Annotated in this window: 17 protein-coding genes; 4 read left to right on the forward strand and 13 right to left on the reverse strand. The window is 46.8% G+C overall.

The annotated features are described in order from the left end of the window. From dnaA to gyrB, 4 genes are all read left to right on the forward strand, one after another. A complete protein-coding gene (dnaA, locus tag KFE96_RS00005; RefSeq protein WP_255833958.1) occupies positions 1 to 1,392 on the forward strand; it encodes a chromosomal replication initiator protein DnaA in 1,392 nt (463 codons plus the stop codon). A 263-nt stretch (positions 1,393 to 1,655) separates the two neighbouring features. Continuing rightward, a complete protein-coding gene (gene dnaN, locus KFE96_RS00010) occupies positions 1,656 to 2,771 on the forward strand; it encodes a DNA polymerase III subunit beta (protein ID WP_255833959.1) in 1,116 nt (371 codons plus the stop codon). 68 nt (positions 2,772 to 2,839) lie between these two features. Beyond that, positions 2,840 to 4,024, forward strand: a complete 1,185-nt coding sequence (gene recF, locus KFE96_RS00015) for a DNA replication/repair protein RecF (protein ID WP_255833960.1) — start codon at positions 2,840 to 2,842, stop codon at positions 4,022 to 4,024. A gap of 20 nt (positions 4,025 to 4,044) precedes the next feature. Beyond that, positions 4,045 to 6,477: a DNA topoisomerase (ATP-hydrolyzing) subunit B gene (gyrB, locus tag KFE96_RS00020; protein ID WP_255833961.1), complete on the forward strand. Its 2,433-nt coding sequence runs from the start codon at positions 4,045 to 4,047 to the stop codon at positions 6,475 to 6,477. 106 nt (positions 6,478 to 6,583) lie between these two features. Here gyrB and KFE96_RS00025 read toward each other — a convergent pair whose 3' ends face one another. The 13 genes from KFE96_RS00025 to KFE96_RS00085 all read right to left on the reverse strand — a co-directional run bounded on the left by KFE96_RS00025 (position 6,584) and on the right by KFE96_RS00085 (position 17,990). Next, positions 6,584 to 7,375: a DsbA family protein gene (locus tag KFE96_RS00025; RefSeq protein ID WP_255833962.1), complete on the reverse strand. Its 792-nt coding sequence runs from the start codon at positions 7,373 to 7,375 to the stop codon at positions 6,584 to 6,586. A 27-nt stretch (positions 7,376 to 7,402) separates the two neighbouring features. Beyond that, on the reverse strand, positions 7,403 to 8,263 hold the full coding sequence (locus KFE96_RS00030) for a general secretion pathway protein GspK (protein WP_255833963.1): 861 nt from the start codon (positions 8,261 to 8,263) through the stop codon (positions 7,403 to 7,405). A gap of 34 nt (positions 8,264 to 8,297) precedes the next feature. Continuing rightward, positions 8,298 to 10,391: a type II secretion system secretin GspD gene (gene gspD, locus KFE96_RS00035; protein ID WP_255833964.1), complete on the reverse strand. Its 2,094-nt coding sequence runs from the start codon at positions 10,389 to 10,391 to the stop codon at positions 8,298 to 8,300. A 3-nt stretch (positions 10,392 to 10,394) separates the two neighbouring features. Then, positions 10,395 to 10,880, reverse strand: coding sequence for a hypothetical protein (locus tag KFE96_RS00040; protein ID WP_255833965.1), 486 nt, complete (start codon positions 10,878 to 10,880; stop codon positions 10,395 to 10,397). Next, positions 10,877 to 11,434, reverse strand: a complete 558-nt coding sequence (gene gspM, locus KFE96_RS00045; protein ID WP_255833966.1) for a type II secretion system protein GspM — start codon at positions 11,432 to 11,434, stop codon at positions 10,877 to 10,879. Before gspM ends, KFE96_RS00040 begins: the two co-directional genes overlap by 4 nt. Next, a complete protein-coding gene (gene pilM / locus KFE96_RS00050; RefSeq protein ID WP_255833967.1) occupies positions 11,427 to 12,437 on the reverse strand; it encodes a pilus assembly protein PilM in 1,011 nt (336 codons plus the stop codon). Before pilM ends, gspM begins: the two co-directional genes overlap by 8 nt. Beyond that, positions 12,434 to 13,105 (reverse strand): prepilin-type N-terminal cleavage/methylation domain-containing protein, encoded by a 672-nt coding sequence (locus KFE96_RS00055; protein ID WP_255833968.1) that lies wholly within the window; start codon positions 13,103 to 13,105, stop codon positions 12,434 to 12,436. The genes pilM and KFE96_RS00055 overlap by 4 nt, the downstream gene beginning before the upstream one ends. Then, positions 13,105 to 13,491 carry a prepilin-type N-terminal cleavage/methylation domain-containing protein gene (locus KFE96_RS00060; RefSeq protein WP_255833969.1) on the reverse strand — a complete coding sequence of 129 codons (387 nt, stop codon included), beginning with the start codon at positions 13,489 to 13,491 and terminating at the stop codon, positions 13,105 to 13,107. The genes KFE96_RS00055 and KFE96_RS00060 overlap by 1 nt, the downstream gene beginning before the upstream one ends. Then, the gene (locus KFE96_RS00065; protein WP_255833970.1) at positions 13,488 to 13,937 is read right to left on the reverse strand and encodes a prepilin-type N-terminal cleavage/methylation domain-containing protein; all 450 of its coding nucleotides are present in this window, start codon (positions 13,935 to 13,937) and stop codon (positions 13,488 to 13,490) included. The genes KFE96_RS00060 and KFE96_RS00065 overlap by 4 nt, the downstream gene beginning before the upstream one ends. 7 nt (positions 13,938 to 13,944) lie before the next feature. Then, the gene (gspG, locus tag KFE96_RS00070; RefSeq protein WP_255833971.1) at positions 13,945 to 14,412 is read right to left on the reverse strand and encodes a type II secretion system major pseudopilin GspG; all 468 of its coding nucleotides are present in this window, start codon (positions 14,410 to 14,412) and stop codon (positions 13,945 to 13,947) included. Continuing rightward, a complete protein-coding gene (locus tag KFE96_RS00075; RefSeq protein ID WP_255833972.1) occupies positions 14,405 to 15,625 on the reverse strand; it encodes a type II secretion system F family protein in 1,221 nt (406 codons plus the stop codon). The genes gspG and KFE96_RS00075 overlap by 8 nt, the downstream gene beginning before the upstream one ends. Next, positions 15,625 to 17,289: a GspE/PulE family protein gene (locus tag KFE96_RS00080; RefSeq protein ID WP_255833974.1), complete on the reverse strand. Its 1,665-nt coding sequence runs from the start codon at positions 17,287 to 17,289 to the stop codon at positions 15,625 to 15,627. The genes KFE96_RS00075 and KFE96_RS00080 overlap by 1 nt, the downstream gene beginning before the upstream one ends. 260 nt (positions 17,290 to 17,549) lie before the next feature. After that, complete coding sequence (locus tag KFE96_RS00085; protein ID WP_255833975.1) at positions 17,550 to 17,990, reverse strand: hypothetical protein; 441 nt, start codon at positions 17,988 to 17,990, stop codon at positions 17,550 to 17,552. Position 17,991: the final 1 nt, after the last annotated feature.

Here is a 17,991-nt window from a genome sequence, read left to right on the forward strand (position 1 = left end):
ATGGGAGCACAGAGCGCTGCAGTACAGCAATTTGATGCTAGTACTGACGATATGTCATGGGGGCGTGTTTGCGAGAAGTTCAAGCATGAATTCGGGCAACAGGCATATACAACATGGCTCGATCAAATCGGTTATAATGGTGTTGATGCAGGTACCGTTGAACTGACAGCACCAACAAAATTTGTTCGTGACTGGATTCAACGTCACTATGCACCACGCATTAAAGATTATTTCTCTGCAGAAAACCCATCCATCAAGGGCTTAAACATCCGCCTTTCAGCGCGCTCCGAAGTAAAAAGGCCAACTGGCAATACTTCGTCAGAGACGGAAAGTGTACCTGCCGCTCCATCACAGGCTCCACAGATGGAAGGGGCTGCTCTCGATCCTAAATATACATTTGATTCTTTTGTTGTTGGTAAATCTAACGAACTCGCTTATGCAGCCGCGAAGCGCATTGCAGAATCGACTGAAGTTGCTTTTAACCCGCTCTTCCTGCACGGCGGCGTTGGTCTCGGTAAAACCCACCTTATGCACGCGATTGCTTGGGAGGTTCAAAAGAGCCAGCCTGAGAAGAAAGTAGCCTACATCTCGGCAGAGAAATTCATGTTTGAATTTATCGCTGCCCTTCGCTTTAAAGACACACACGCTTTTAAACAGAAATTCCGGAATGTTGATCTGCTGATGGTTGATGATGTTCAGTTCATCGCCAACAAAGACAGTACGCAGGAAGAATTTTTCCACACCTTCAATGCGCTTGTAGACAACCGCTGCCAGGTGATTATCACGGCTGACCGTTCACCAACTGATCTTGAAGGTATCGAAGACCGCATTATCTCCCGTCTCGGCTGGGGCTTAGTGGCTGACATCCATCCAACTGATTATGAACTCCGTCTCGGCATCCTTCAGTCAAAGGCAGAACAGCAAGCCGGCGTTGACGTACCAGCTGATGTACTGGAATTCCTTGCACGCAGGATCACGTCTAACGTCCGTGAGCTTGAAGGTGCCCTTAACCGGGTGATGGCATACGCAACACTGGTTGGTCGCCCAATCACCATGGATATGACACGGGATGTACTGCAGGACCTGATCCGAGCGAACGACCGTAAGCTAACCATTGATGAAATTCAGCGTGCTGTGGCAGATTACTTCAACCTACGGCTTTCAGAGATGCTGTCAGAGCGGCGCGCGCGTAATATTGCTCGCCCTCGCCAGATCGCTATGTATCTCTCCAAGCAGTTGACGAGTCGAAGCTTGCCTGAAATCGGTCGCCGCTTCGGTGGTCGTGACCACACAACGGTGATGCACGCTGTACGCAAAATCGAAGATCTGCGTAAAGATGATAGCCAGCTGGATGAAGATATTACCCGTCTTTCACGCCTTCTAGAGGCTTAAAATAAAGCGCTTTTCCAAGCCTTATTTTCATAAATTTCGACTCGGTAGGAATCACTCTGTTTCTACCGAGAAAAAAATGCAGTTTTTTATGCTTTTTCATTTGGTTTAAGGGCGAAAATCGCTATTGTCTTTATAAATAGATACCCACTTGTGGCGAAGAGAGGTTTTACCCCCTCTTTCATTCTTCCGGGGAGGATGATGATTAGCTTTCAAACAAGTGTGGTTAGGCCAAAGATAAGCAGTCAGATAAGAAGAAACATTCCATGAAAGTCACTATCGAACGCAATAGCCTTCTGAAAACTCTGGGGCACGTACAGTCTGTTGTAGAGCGTCGGAATACTATTCCTATCCTTTCAAACGTAATGATCGAAGCGAGCGGCGACACTGTTGCCATGACAGCAACCGATCTGGATATCGCCATCATTGAAAATACAAATGCGATGGTAATTACTGCAGGGTCGACAACTGTCCCTGCGCATACACTGTTTGATATCGTTCGCAAGCTTCCTGATGGCTCTGAAGTTGAGCTAACTCTTGAAGAGAATGACCGTTTGGTTGTTAAAGCCGGTCGCTCTCGCTTTACACTAGCATGTCTCGATAAAGAAGATTTCCCGGTAATGAACGAAGGCGATATGCCTCATCGTTTCGAAATTGCTTCCGAGGAACTTAAGCGCCTTATTGATAAAGCTCGCTTTGCTATCTCTACTGAAGAAACACGCTATTACCTGAACGGTATTTACCTTCATGTTGCAACTACGGAAGATGGTCCACGCCTTCGTGCTGTGGCAACAGATGGCCACCGCCTTGCGCAAGTAGAGCAAGATGTTCCTGAAGGTGCATCTGGTATGCCTGGCATCATTATCCCGCGCAAGACAGTTGCAGAAGTACGCAAACTGATTGACGAAACAGAAGGCGCAATCAGTGTTGCTCTTTCTGACACAAAAATCCGCTTCGCTTTTGAAGGCGTAACGATCACATCCAAGCTGATCGACGGTACTTTCCCTGATTACAGCCGTGTGATTCCTGAAGGTAACGACAAGCAGCTTGAAATGGATTGCCGCATCTTTGCTGAAGCAACAGACCGTGTATCCACAATCAGCTCGGATAAAACACGTTCTGTGAAACTATCTATCGCACCAGATAACCTGACACTTTCTGTTAACAGCCCAGATAGCGGCACAGCGACAGAAGAACTGGCTGCAGCCTACAGTGCAGACCCGCTGGAGATCGGTTTTAACAGCCGCTACCTTCTGGATATCCTTGCGCAGATCGAAGGCGAAACCGTACAGGTTTACCTGAATGATCCTTCAGCCCCTACAGTGCTGAAAGATATTATGGATGATGCGGTTCTGTACGTTCTTATGCCGATGCGAGTGTAAGACGAGCGACTGGCGGCGAAACTAGATGAAAAGGGTGAAAACTGCTCCGCAGCAAAGGAATATCCTCAGTGACGGATAAAAATGCATGGAGCAGTTTGGAACATAATCGCGTTTTTATCTCCAAGCTCACCCTTACTGATTTTCGTTGTTACCAGCATACCCAGCTTAAGCTCGGCTGCGACCATCCTCTTGTTGTGCTGACAGGCCCAAACGGCGTCGGCAAAACAAACATTTTGGAAGCACTGAGCTATATGGCCCCTGGCAGAGGGTTAAGGCGATCAAGCCTGACAGACGTTGCCAGACAATCAGGGCCCGGAAGCTGGGCGGCCGCCGCTGACCTGATGGTTGGCGATGAAATGATTAAAGTTGGAACGGGGATCGAACCTACTCCCGGCGGAGAAACCGCAAAACGGCTCGTAAGAGTTGACGGTGAAAATGCCCAAAACAGTAATGTTCTGGGTGAAAGATGGTCAGTCGGGTGGCTAACGCCCCAAATGGACAGGTTGTTCATTGAGGGACCATCCTCAAGGCGGCGCTTTTTAGACCGTCTGGTTTTAGGGTTGTTCCCTGACCACAGCAGGCAGGTTGGTGCCTATGAGCGTGTAATGCGCGAAAGGAACAAACTGCTGGCTGAACAGGGAAACAGAGCAGATGGTGCGTGGTTAAGCGCTCTTGAAGCTCGAATGGCGGAGCACGGTATAGCGGCCGCAATTGCCAGGCTTGAATTTGCCGGGCAGCTGGCAGGCCAACTGGATGAAGCTGAGGACGGTCCTTTTCCAAAGGCCTTGCTCGCGATTGACGGTTGGCTTGAAGGCATGCTGGCAGATGGAACCGCCCCCGTTGATGCGGAATTGGCGTTTCGCGAGCGACTAAAGGCGGGCCGTATGGCTGATGGGTCAAACAGCCGGGCAAATGTGGGCATTCACAAGACTGATCTTGTTGTAACCCATGCGCCAAAGAATATGCGTGCTGACCTGTGTTCAACAGGTGAGCAGAAGGCACTGCTGGTAGCGCTTGTTCTCGCGAACGCCAAGCTGCAGGCAGCGCTCAAGGGCCGGGCACCCTTAATGCTCATGGATGAAGTTGCGGCGCATCTTGATATAGACCGCAGAATAGCGCTTTTCGAAGCGCTTGCATCGCTTGGCAGCCAATGTTGGCTGACAGGAACAGACAAAAGTCTTTTCGAAGGCCTGTCTGGTAAAGCAGAATTTTTTGAAGTGTCTGACGGCAAGATCCAGCCATCAGGCAGGTAATAAGGAAGGGTCATTTGGGTATGAGTGAAGAACTAGCTGAAGGCGTTGCTGAAGAATATGGCGCGGATTCCATTAAAGTCCTCAAGGGTCTTGATGCGGTAAGAAAACGCCCAGGCATGTATATCGGCGATACCGAAGATGGTTCCGGCCTCCACCATATGGTGTTTGAGGTATCAGATAATGCCATTGATGAAGCCTTAGCCGGCCACTGTGATCTTGTAACCATGACCCTGAACCCGGATGGTAGCTGTACCATCACTGATAACGGCCGTGGTATCCCAACAGATATTCACGAAGAAGAAGGCGTATCAGCTGCGCAAGTGATCATGACCCAGCTTCACGCTGGCGGTAAGTTTGACCAGAACAGCTATAAGGTTTCCGGTGGCTTGCACGGCGTGGGCGTATCAGTTGTAAACGCGCTTTCTGATTGGCTTGAGCTTCGCATCTGGCGTGATGGCAAAGAACACTTTATGCGCTTTGAAAAAGGCGAGCCGGTTGAAGATCTTGTAGTTGTTGGTGATGCGGACGGGAAAAAAGGTACTGCGGTAACTTTCCATCCGTCCCTAGATACCTTCCAGTTTATTGAATTTGATTTTGGTCGTCTTGTGCACCGTTACCGGGAACTTGCGTTCCTGAACTCAGGCGTTCATATCCGCCTGCAAGACAACCGCCATGCCGACGTGCAGGATGTAGACCTTTACTATGAAGGCGGTATTACAGCGTTCGTAAACTATCTGGACCGCAACAAAACAAGCCAGATCGGTGAACCAATCACCATCACTGGCGAGAAGGACGGCATCACCACTGAACTATCTCTGCAGTGGAACGATAGCTACCATGAAAATGTGCTTTGTTTTACAAACAACATCCCACAGCGGGATGGTGGTACACACCTCGCGGCATTCCGTGCTTCGCTGACACGTACCATCAACAGCTACGTGAATGAAAGCGGGCTCGCGAAGAAATCTAAGGTAAGCCTCTCTGGTGATGATGCTCGTGAAGGTCTAACAGCCGTACTTTCCGTGAAAGTGCCAGACCCGAAATTCTCCAGCCAGACCAAAGACAAACTTGTATCTTCTGAAGTACGCCCTGCTGTTGAGAGCCTGGTGAACGAAAAACTTGGCGAATGGTTCGGCGAACATCCGAATGAAGCCAAAGCTGTTGTTCAGAAAATTATTGATGCCGCTTCTGCCCGTGAAGCTGCCCGGAAAGCACGTGAGCTGACCCGCCGCAAAGGTGTGCTGGATATCGCATCCCTGCCCGGTAAGCTGGCAGACTGTCAGGAGCGTGATGCTTCTAAAGCTGAACTATTCATCGTGGAGGGTGACTCTGCGGGTGGTTCTGCAAAACAGGGCCGTGACAGAAAGAACCAGGCGATCCTACCACTTAAGGGTAAAATCCTGAACGTGGAACGCGCGCGCTTTGACCGCATGCTTTCAAGCCAGGAAATTGGTACGCTGATCACAGCACTTGGTACAGGTATCGGCCGTGAAGATTTCAATATTGAGAAACTACGCTACCATAAAATCGTTATCATGACTGATGCGGACGTGGACGGCGCACACATTCGTACGCTACTTCTCACTTTCTTCTACCGCCAGATGCCTGAGCTCATCGAAAATGGATATCTCTATATTGCCCAGCCACCACTTTATAAGGTTGGTCGTGGTAAATCAGAGGTGTACCTGAAGGATGATAAAGAACTAATCGATTATCTTTTGAACGCTGGTACAGCTGATATTGTTATCACTGACGCAACAGGCGCGCAGCACGCTGGTGAAGAGATCAAACATCTGGCATCCGGCGCACGCGCTATCAAAAACACAATCGCTGCAATGCCACCTCGTTATAACAAAACGCTGATTGAAACCATCGCACTTATGGGCGGTATGGATGTAGCTCTTTGTGATGATGCATCTGGCCGCAAGGCTGTAGCCGACAAAGTGGCTGAGCGCCTCAATGCTGTTGCAGAAAACGATGATGAAGCAGGCTGGAGCGGTGATGTTACTGATGAAGGCGGTTATATCTTCCGTCATCTGGTACGCGGTGTAACAGATGTTCACACGATTGATGGTCACCTGCTTGAAACAACAGAAGCACGCAATCTTCATAAGCGCATGGCGGATATGATTGAGCTGTTTACCAAACCGCTGTCTATCATGCGCAAAGAAGAAACGCACAGCGCGGCAACACCGCTTGAAATGCTGGAGCTACTTCTCGGCTTCGGCCGTAAGGGCCTTTACACTCAGCGTTATAAGGGTCTTGGCGAGATGAATCCAGAGCAGCTTTGGGAAACAACGCTTGACCCAAGCGCACGCTCACTTCTTCAAGTGAAAGTTTCAGAAGCAGATACAGCTGACGAAATCTTCTCCAAGCTGATGGGTGATGTGGTTGAAGAACGCAGAAACTTCATTCAGGAAAACGCACTCAACGTGAGCAACCTGGATATCTAACCTGACTCAGCCTGTCGGATGACACATAAGTTTCGATAAAAGGCCCAGCGTTTCCAGGCGCCTGGGCCTCAACAAGCATAAAAAAACAAAGACTACTTAGGCTTAGCTATCTAGAAGACTTAACTCGGCTATCGTCAACCATACCTTGCAACCTTTCCAGCGCATTATCACCGGCCCCGATCATAACTTTACCGCCAATAATATAACCAGGCGTACCCGCCTGTAACATACCAATTTCTTCAGCTAACTTCAGGCCATCACTGATAAACTTTGCTATATCTGCGCTTTCAATATCAATCTGAAAACGTTCCATATTCAAACCCAGATCAATTGCCATCTGAGATATAACAGGTCTCGAAAGAGGTATTCTGCTCTCAAGTAAAGCTTTGTGAAACTCAGGAAACTTATTTTGTTTTCTTGCTGCTTCAGCCGCTTTAGCTGCATAAAGAGACATATCGTTTTCACTTCGATCGCCCAAGATGGGCAGATACTTTGGAAGCAGAACAGCATCAGGGTTTGCCGCGAGTAATTGCTCTAAAACGCCATAGTTCGCTTTACAGTGCGGGCATTGATAATCAAAAAATTCAATAACCTTAACAGGAGCTCCACTATCACCAACTAACGGAGCATCCTCTGTTTGTTCCAATATCGCTAAAAATGGATGGGCTTGCTCTTCAATTTGTCTCAGATAACCAAACTGTTGGTAATCATTCACTGACTGTAAGATAGCTTCAGGGTTTTTCTTAATATACTCGGCAATCATACCTGTTATTTCAGCTTCCGTAATATACTGCTTTGGCACAGGGGTTACATCAGGTTTTGATTTACCTAAGTGATAACCACCAATCCCCGCTACTAAAACTAAAGCAACAACAAAAGATACAGTTTTAATATTCATTACAAACCCTTAATTAAACGACTTTATCTATAATGAGCTTTGGCATTGTGTATCCGCAGGATTTTCCAACACATGCCTAAAGCCACTCAACCTTCTATACGAAAAATCTGCTGTGCTTTTGTACCGCAGTAAAACTTCATATGTTTTTCTTTTACCAAAACTCGTAAATGTAAACTGCACTCTAAGCCCTTGCCCTCCAAGGGTCTCTTGTAGATCCACAACACTTTGGCCCTCTGTTTCTGCAAGAACATCAGGCCAAGTCTCACCTTCCCAGTTACTGTTAGAAGCCCACTCAAAAACATCGCGAACAGCATCAGAAGCAAATATTAATTCCACGGCAGAGCTACGACCATAGACAGTGAATAGGGGCAATCCGCAAATAAAATACTCAGGTTCCATACCTATTACCTGCGTTAACTCCCCTACAGAAGCAAACGCACCATTTCTCGGCCCATATGTCAGATCAGCAGCATCATATTCGCCACTCTCTGCACCATATTCATGTACATCCGTGTTACTATCACGCCAATCAATAATAGCCGCTGCCAGTGATCTAGACTTTTGTTCGCCAACCCCCTGACTAGCAAAAGAAGCAGATAGAAGAGGAAATGAAGCACGGTTCAAATCAATTCGGCCATCTTCGTATGAAACGGTTACATCAACCTGTTTTTCAAAAAGAATAAAACTACCTTCTCGGTAAAGTTGGCTACCGGGCTGGTAAAAGATAGACGAAATAAATAAATCCAGTGCAGACTCTAAAAATAGTTCGTCCTTTATTTTTTCTTCTGCCGCTGTAACAGAACGGCTACTCACCTGCATTACCTGCATGATCCCGATTGCCAAAATTGACAACAAGAGTATTGCCCATGTGATAGCTATAAGAGCCATACCGCTCTCTGAGCGGAGCGCGTCATTTACCCCATTATTCTTCATCTGTAGGCGGTTCGTCAGGCGCTAGTAAAGACCGGAATTCCTTCTGTAGGTAATCCATTACCTCTTCCGTCTGCGCAGAATTTTGAATAATGCGCGGAGTAAGTAACACGACTAATTCAGAACGACGCTCTACAATATCTCGATCAGAAAATGCAGCGCCTAAAACAGGGATATCTTTTAGGATTGGTACACCAGATTTATTATTGGTCAAGGAGGTCCTTATAAGCCCACCCAGAGCAACTGTGGCACCATTTTGAATAGCTACCGAACTTGATAGACGACGCTGCTGAATAGTTGGCGCATCGATGCCCGAGGTCTCTGTTTCAACAACACTGCTCACCTCCTGTTCCACATCGACCATAACCAAGCCACCTTCGTTTATACGAGGCGTGACAGTTAAAATAACACCGGTACTCCTATACTGAATAGAGTTCACAACCGGCGCGTTTTGGTTGTTTGTACTAACGGCACTGGTAACAGGGACAGGAACTTCATCACCTACCTGCAAAGTCGCTGACTGATTATTTAAAACCAATAACTTAGGTGAAGAAATCACTTTCACATCTGTAAGCGATTCAATAGCGTTCAGAACTGCGCTTGCATTAGATCCACTTGTATAAGTCCAGGAAAAGTCATTTGACGTTGTGCTGGCAGCACCCTGAGCCTGACCAAGGTTAACGGTATTATCCCCAAACTCAAAATGCCACTGCAATCCATACCTTAATTCATCGGTTAGCGTTACATCTGCTAAAGTTACCTCAATCAAAACCTGCTTTGGCGGTAAATCAATCTGCCTCAACGCAGCTTCAACCACACCAAATTCGGTCGGTGTCGCCATAATAACGATGGAATTATTCTCATCGTTTGGAACGATCCGGATACCTTCCTGCCCTAGAGCATTATCACTGACATTGCCGCCGTTCAAAGTATTCCGAGGTGTATTTCGTCCTCGTTGTTGGACATTTCTGGAAAAGTTATTTGCCTGATCAAACTGTTGAGAACCACCACCATTTAAACCAAACCCTGTCCCCAAAATCTGATTTAAGGTCCTCGACATATCCACAGCGCGCCCGTTTTTCACCTGATATACATAAATGCGACGACCAGGCGCACTACCACCCAGGTCAAGTTTTTCAACCCAAAATTCAACGCCTTCCAGCATTCTTCTCTTGGGAGCAAGCGCCAGTACTTTATTAATCCTCGGAATTGGAATGAAACGTACACCACGGGCTTCATTTTGCGTATCAGAAGAAAATATCTCCGCAAGCTCCTTCACCAACTGCTCTGCTTCGACATATTGCAGCGGAAAAATAGCAAATGACATGCCTGCCATCCAGTCCACATCGAAAACCTCAATTGTTCTCAACATTGACCTGATCTCTTGTGAAGTCCCAGCTAGAATAAGAAGGTTTCGCTGGTTATCAGCTCTAAGAATATTACCGGGCGCTGAGAACGGCTCAAGCAACTGCCGCATCTCTAGTGCCGAAGTATATTTGAGCGGCACGATATGCACGGAAAAGCCCGGCAAATTGGCAGACGCCGGACGCCCTTGTTGCAATTGTTCAACTCTTTGTGGCGCTTCAGAAATTGGCAACACATGATATCCGTCGGATACCTGAACAAGCGCATAACCTCTGGTCTTTAAAAGCGCCTCTAGAGCATCTCTAAGAGCAAGTTTACTGATCCCTTCACTGGTCTCAAGTGTTGCGTTCCCTTGCACGCGAGGATCAATGGTATACTTCTGATTTAACTCAGTAAGAATAGCCTGAATAATAATCCGGATATCAGTGTTTTTAAAGGTAAGTGAAACTGAACCACTTTGATCTATTTCAAGCGTTCTGGATAAAGCATCACGATTAGTAAAAATACCCGAGCCATCGTAATAGGCTACTTCTTCTTTGGTAGATTTGCTCTGGTCATTGCCAGTTTCATTATTTTGTTTTGTATCAACAACTGTACCAGTTTGGATACGTAAACCATGGCGCATCTTTTCCTTTAAGAGAGCCTCTTTTTGACCAGCACTACAGCCTGCGATAACCATGACGCTTAAGATGACAACAAACGTTTTTCTTAGAATATACATATTTTATCTACCATCCGACAACCGAAGCACACGCCTGTCATCCCCCGAAACCAAGATCACAGAGCCATCCGTTATCTTGTCTATTAACCACGTATTCAATTGGTCACCTTCCTGCACAACTCGTGTCTGCTGTGTTTGGGTATTCACCAAATAAGCTTTCTTGGAACTTGCCGACCCCAGAATTCCCGCAAGACTAAAATTCAGTTCCCGACGTTGTGGCACCGTCTCCACCACTTGTGGAACTGCCGCTCTTATTTCTTGTGGAGGCAATCTATTTTCATGGAAGAGAGGCCGTTTTGAAATTAGATTTATATCCCTAGGGTGCAGCGACAAATCCACCACAGACTGACTTAAAACACCATCACCGCCCCTAATACCTCCAGCTTCCGGCATCGGCCAAAAAGCTGGCACAGCAAATAAAAGCAATACAAAAACATTGAAGCATAAAAGTAAGAGCAACAAAGGAGTATGACGAATAAACTGTATCATTCCGTTTCCCCTTCGCGTTTGCGATACCCAGAAACCTCCATCACAATTGAAAGCGATGCAGGCGTATAGACATCGGAAGGCTTCACAACTCTTACTGACATTTTGCGCACCTGCAAAAATGGCTTCCAGCTTTCCATTCTATGAAGGAATTTGAGCAAATCATCATAACCACTTACCCAACTCATCTGGACGGACGTCCGGGAAATCAGGCCTGCTTGCCGTGTATTATTGAGTGATCTAACGGTGCCAATCTGTACATCAACATCTTCAGCAATCTGCCTTACATCCCTCTGTATCTGAGATTGCACAATAGAATAACTGCCTTCATATAAATGCTCTTCAGCAGCTGCTTCACTAAATTCAATTAGTTTTTGCCTAATGGCTTCTTCTTGCTTTGGCAGACTGTTTAAACGCTCTAGAAGTGCCTTCTTGCGAGCAATTCCTGCTTCCATCTGAGTTACTCTATCCAGATCCGAAGATATAAGCGCATATACAGAAAGCCCTGCAATCATCATAAACGCTAGGCCGCTAATGATTGTACGAATATTAGCCATTTTGCGCCCCCTGATTCAGGTCTTGCCATATGACTTGAAAACTCAATTCAAACCTACGCCGCTGGCCCTCATCCAATTCCAAAACATTGGTAAGAGAAACGTTTTCAATGAAATCATTGGTTTCAAGGGCAATCGCCCATTCAGCTGGCTCTTGGGATTTGCCGTTGAGATATACGCGTGAGCCATCAATACGAAAATTAACTATTGTGACATCATCTGGTGCTAATTCAGTCAGAAGTTTTAGTAATGCTAATGTTTGAGATTTGGTTTTCTCAATTCTCACAGCAGATGACAGGTTATGCATGGTTTGCATCTGTCGCTGTAGTTCTGTGACCTTAACTGAGTTTTTACGAGCTGTTCGAATAGCCTTTGAGACCACAAGATCTTCAGCTTCAAGCCGATCAATATATATGGTTGGTATAAAAGAAACGAACATCGCACTCATGACCAATGCGGTAGAGACAAAAAAGACCTTGAGATAACTACGCCGTACAACCGCCGATAACCTTAATGGAAGAGCCCCCACTTCAGTATTAATATCAATCTCTGCAAGAGTAATTTGCCCACGGTCAATTGCGTCAATCACATCATCCAAAAATACATGCCTAATTGCAGCAACTATAACAGCAATTGACTCTTCTTCATTCCGGTCTTTCTCCAACTCTCTATAAGCAATTTTTAGCCCTGACAACTGTAGCGGCATAACCCGTGCGGCCTCCATACGAACGGCCTTATCCAGTTCCGATCCCGCCTTAGTTGGTAAGTAGATGGTTTTTGTTAGTACCGCCTTGCCAGCAAGGGTAAGGTGCAAGGGAATAGATTTATCCAGTTTGCTTAAAGATTTCTTCAGATCATGAAGGTTTTCAATTATTAGCGCCTCAGCGGGGCCTGATAACTTTAAAAACGGCCGTAATTTTTGAGGAGCCACATGCTCAAGCCACGCACCTAATATTTCAAAAAACTTTTGGATAAAGTTAAAAACTGGAGTCCAGAAACCAATCATTCTATGAAACTCCCATCCCTACAGCGCTGGTCTGTCTCTCCTGTATCTGGCTGACAAAAAGCACGCTCTGTTACCTTAAAGGGAACAACTAATTCACTCCATTTCACATCCGGATCGGTAAATGAAACGACCAGCCGAATAGCAGAGGGTAATTGCCTGTTTTCAAGCCAGCTATTCTGCCACTGCTCGTTCCTGCGGCTATTCACATCAGTCGCCAAATATGCAAAATTTAAACTTTCAACACCATCAAACAGGACAACTTTTTCACTTGATACGTCAGAAGAATAGACTGCATGATCTCCTGATACTTCCAAGACCAACTGCCCTTCTTGATTACTTAATGTCACGCGTGAAAGCTGGTCTCTGCGGCTATCGGGATGAATAGGGGCGGTAAATGATACACTCTCCAGAGTGCCTTCCAGCGGGTAAATTATATCTCCGGGTGCTCTAAGTACATCAAAGGGATAGGCTCGCTCAAACCAACGGGCGATCATGGCTCTCATCAAATACTGCCGCTCAGTATCTTCCAGCTCCTGATGAGTGAAAGACCAAACACGAATACCGTAAGAAACACCGCTATATAGCGGGAGAGAAATCAAAGCCAGAAGTGCAATCGCAACCACCAACTCCAATAATGAAAAGCCCTGTTCGTCCTGAAAAACCAACATCAATCACTTACCCATATCAGGCGCTGTAAACTGGTTAATTCAGTGTTTGTATCTTCCATGGGTACAACACGAACGTTCAGAACAACAAATCTACCACGGTCATTTGTAGCGATATCATCATTAGCAAACTCTTCTACAACAGCTTCCCAATGCAATTGGTTTTCATTTCCTTCACGGCGCACGATATCCCAATTGCCGTAACTGATTATTTCTTCCAGCTTTGACTTCGCGAGATGAAGGCTTTCCGCACGCCGTTCCAACAGAAAAACACGGCCAGGAACACGAGCCATTGCCGGATAGAGAGCTGCAAATGACAGCGACAAAATCAAAATTGCCACCACCATCTCAAGCAGAGAAAAACCCTTATCGTCCGTAAGCTGTATCATAGCTCAACATCTACCGCGCCAGACACCCAGTTCACTTTTAAATCAATACTGAGACGTCCATTCCTCAATGTAATCTCTCCACCAGATGAGCCACCACCGGGATAAAACACCACCTGATTGTTTGCCTCTTCCGGCCAGAGCGAATTGGGGTTGAAATCAAGCTCTGTGCCTGTTGGCGCGTCAAGAAATTCATCAGTACCAACTATTCTGATTTGCCGTCCTTCAACAATTTCCAGTCGTGTAATCCTCTGTTCCTCAGCCGCCTGAATGCGCAAACTGCGAGCATTATTTGCAACGGTATAAGCAAACTGTTTCATCTGATATTGGGGAATAAAGCGTGTGTAGGCATAAGGAGTTATTGCAACCACAAAAGATATGATCGCAATCACAACAAGGGCTTCAAGCAATGTGAAGCCGTCCTCAGCTTTCCCCCATCCATACTGCATTGGTTATCTAGCTATCACCAGCATCCACAGTTGCACCATCACGGCTTGAGATATCCAGATTTTCTCCAGCACCGCCATCAGCACCGTCAGCACCAAGTGTTCTGACAACAGGTAATTGGCCATCATCTGAAAGTGTATAGAGGTAATCATTCCCCCACGGATCAACGAGCTGAACCGCTTTATCGATATATGGGCCTTGCCAGTTAGCTGCACCGTCCGGTGCTGTGAGAAGAGCGTTCAAACCTTCAGCTTGTGTTGGAAAACGCCCTACATCTACGCGGAAAAACTCCAGATCCGTTACAATTCGGTTCACTTCGATGCGGGCTGTATCAGTTTTAGCTTTCCCAAGCTGTCTGAGTACCACTGGCCCCGCAAGACCAATAAGCAGTGTCAAAATCACCAGAACAACAAGTAGTTCCAACAGTGTAAACCCGTCATCTTCCGAAGCCCGACGGAAAAGGCTTTTTTTATCCAAGTGCAACATCGTTAATACTCATAATCCCTAATAAAACTGACCCAACTAACAAAGCTACAATGCCCCCCATTAAAAGGGTTAACAGCGGCGTCATAACATCAACAGCTTTTTCAAGCCGTGTTTCATATTCGCCTGCCATCAAGCCTGAAGATTCTTCAAGCATATCGCCAAGTTTGCCGGATTGTTCCCCAACCTTCGCGAAATGTAATACCAGAATAGGTAGCCATGTGATATTTTTTAATGCTTCAGAAAACAGTACCCCACGCCTTACATCTATATGTATAAGCGCAAGTTCTTCACGAACATGATCCATCTTCACCGCATCGATGCCCATTGAGATGGCTTTATCGAGCGCAAGCCCGCTATTCGTACACACCCCAACGGTTCTGATAAACCGAATAGTATCCGGTTCCAAAAGCCAGGAACGGAACCACTTAATGGAACACAACCGTTCATACCACAAAGCACGTTTGCCCGGTCGTTTCATAACACTGAGCAACCAAAAGATTGCTGCCAGAAAACCAAGGCCAACCAATATCCAGTAATCTGCAAAAAAATCACCCATATCCATCAGCATTCGTGTGGCAAACGGAAGCTTATCCTCATTACCTTTAAACAGCGGTTCAAACTGAGGCAACACGAACGTAATCACCAACACAAAGGTGGCGCATACCATCGCCACAAGAATGGAAGGATATATAAGTGCACTTTTAATACGCTCCCGAAACGAGAGAGCTTTATCCATTGAATGCGCAATGGCCTCAAGCGTCGCAGGCAGAGAGCCAGAAACCTCACCCGCTTGAACGGCTGCCACGGTTTGAACAGGGAATTCATCAGGGTATTTGGAAAGTGCTGTCGCCAAACTTTCCCCGCTTCTCACTTGCTCAAGCACATCTTCAAGCTGCTTGATAAACAGTTCGCGCGTTTGCATGTTAATAACAAGCTTAAGCCCATCATCAACGGAAAGTCCTGCTTTAAGAAGTCTACCTAGATCACGGAGAAACGCGTGAATGTCCCGTGGTTTTGCTTTTGCAAAAAACGTAATGGGCTCATTCAGGCGCATAGCAAACGTTGGCCCACCGTCTGAGATATCAAGCGGCGTTAAACCGCGCCTGTATAGCTCTTCTGAAGCTGCAGCCAGATCAAGAGCATCCAGTTTACCAGTTTCAACTTCACCGCTTGCATCAAGGCAGCGGTATGCAAATTCAGGCATTATCCCCGCTCCCTCGTTACCCGCAGCACTTCAGTAAGCGAGGTTTCACCAGCCCGCACTTTTTCAAGCCCATGGGCGAACAAATCCCGCATACCACCAGCTTTGGCAATTTCTTCAAGTTCAGTACCGCTTTTGCGTTCAAGAATGGCGCGTTCTATGTCTTTCCCGAGCTCAAAAACTTCTGCGATCATAGTCCGGCCCGCATAGCCAGATTGGTGGCATACCTCACAGCCCTTTGCCGTATGAAACGGGCCATCTGCTTGGGTAAGGCCAATATCCTCAAGCACAGCATCTGGCACATTATCTTCTTCCACACACTCGCGGCATAAAGTTCGGATAAGCCGCTGCGCCATCACAAGCCTTACGGTGGAAGCAATCAGATAATCTTCCACCCCCATATCAAGTAGGCGTGTTATAGCTGCTGCCGCGCTGTTGGTATGGAGTGTCGAGAGCACCAAATGACCTGTAAGCGAGGCCTGAATAGCAATAGAGGCGGTTTCTTCATCCCGGATTTCCCCCACCATAATCACGTCAGGGTCCTGCCGCAGAAACGCTCTGAGCGTGTTCGCAAAGGTGCGGCCAATGCGGGCATCGACCTGCACTTGCCCGAGCCCATTAAGCACATATTCCACCGGGTCTTCTACGGTAAGGATTTTACGTTCTGGCTCGTTCAGTTCTGAAAGCCCCGTATAAAGCGTGGTGGTTTTACCGGAACCCGTTGGGCCAGTAACCAGCACAATGCCGTCTGGTTTCTTAACTGCACTGCGGAACGGCTCTCGCACCTTTTCATCAAAACCGAGTGCATCAAAATCCAGTACCACAGCACCACGATCAAGCAGGCGGAGCACCACAGCTTCCCCTTGCGCGGTTGGAGCTGTTGAAACACGGAAATCAATTTCCTTACCGTGGGCCCTAACACGCATACGGCCATCTTGCGGCAAGCGGCGCTCCGCAATATCCAGCCCGCTCATAATCTTGAGGCGTGAAACGACAGCGGCAGAGATATCCCTGCTGGGGCTCTGTACCTCTTTAAGCATGCCGTCCACCCGCAAGCGGATTTGAAGGATACCATCAATGGGTTCCACATGAATATCCGACGCCCGCCGGTGGAGTGCATCATCAATCAAACGGTCCACAAACCGGATAACAGGTGCATCTGTCGCCAGTTCCTTCAGCCTGTCCACATCCTCTGAAATGGCCAGCAAATCAGTTTCATCATCAAAGGAACTGTCACCGCCCATATAAAGCCGGTTAATCGCTGCCTCAAGCTTTCTAAGTGTAGTGATTTTAATATTGATCGGCTTGCCGGCCGCGAACTCAAGTCCCTTTCGGGCGAAATCATCGGTTGGGTCCGCCATCAGCACAGCCAGCGTATCACCGTGATCATAAACCGGCAGGATTTTGGAACTGTTGAGAAAGGTAGTATTCAGCCCCGGGATATCCACAGGCTCATGGGGGAAATCAATATCTTCCGCGAGCGGCAAGCCAAAATGAACGCTAAACTTTTCAGCGAGTGCCTCCTCGGAAAACAAACCAAGGCCCGCGAGTGTTTCAGCAAAACTTTGTCGCGCTTCTGAGAGAACATCAAGCACACGTGCCCAAGACGCCGCAGACAATTGCTGCTGCGCGACAAGCGCTTCACCGAAATCCTGATATGCCCCCAAGTCGCCCCCGACAGGAAAATTAAACAAAAGTATAAGAGAATTATACAATCACGGAGAAAACAGACAACTTAAAACTGTTATATAATAGGAATTGTGATCAAGACGCCCTTGTACGCGCTATTGGAGTTTTACCGTCAAAGGCCAGATAGAGTGCAATCACAATTACTGCTTCCCTTTAGCAACTAAATCACACCAGCAAACGCATGAACATACCTCTCATGCGAAGGCGGAGCTTATTGCGGTTCCATAGCAAAAAATCTTTATAAAAAGTCTGCTTCCCTATTTAGATCCATTCGATCACTCCAAATTGGCGCATCCTGCAATACTTGTTTAAAGCCTGTCGAAGTCCAACTTAGTAGCCCAGACCTCAATTCCAGCCGATAGTCCATATATATTAATTCCCCATTAGGTGTTGGCCGAGAATTAAACCTCTCTAGACTTACAACATCCACAACATCTGATAGACCGCAGTCCAATTGAATCTTCAAATTTTTTACATTATCAAAAAACAGCCGTGCCGGCGCCACTAAGAATTTTTCATTCTTCTTACTCAACGGAGATTCTAAAACATAATCTAGCCATAAAGTGAATATCCCATCAACACCAGGTAAAGACCACCCATATATGCGACTTAATGACCACCCCATCTGCTCAAAGTCCGCTGTATTCCATATATGTCTACTAGTCGTCGCTCCTGTCATT

It is taken from the genome of Kordiimonas sp. SCSIO 12603, from assembly GCF_024398035.1.
Taxonomy (GTDB): Bacteria; Pseudomonadota; Alphaproteobacteria; order Sphingomonadales; family Kordiimonadaceae; genus Kordiimonas.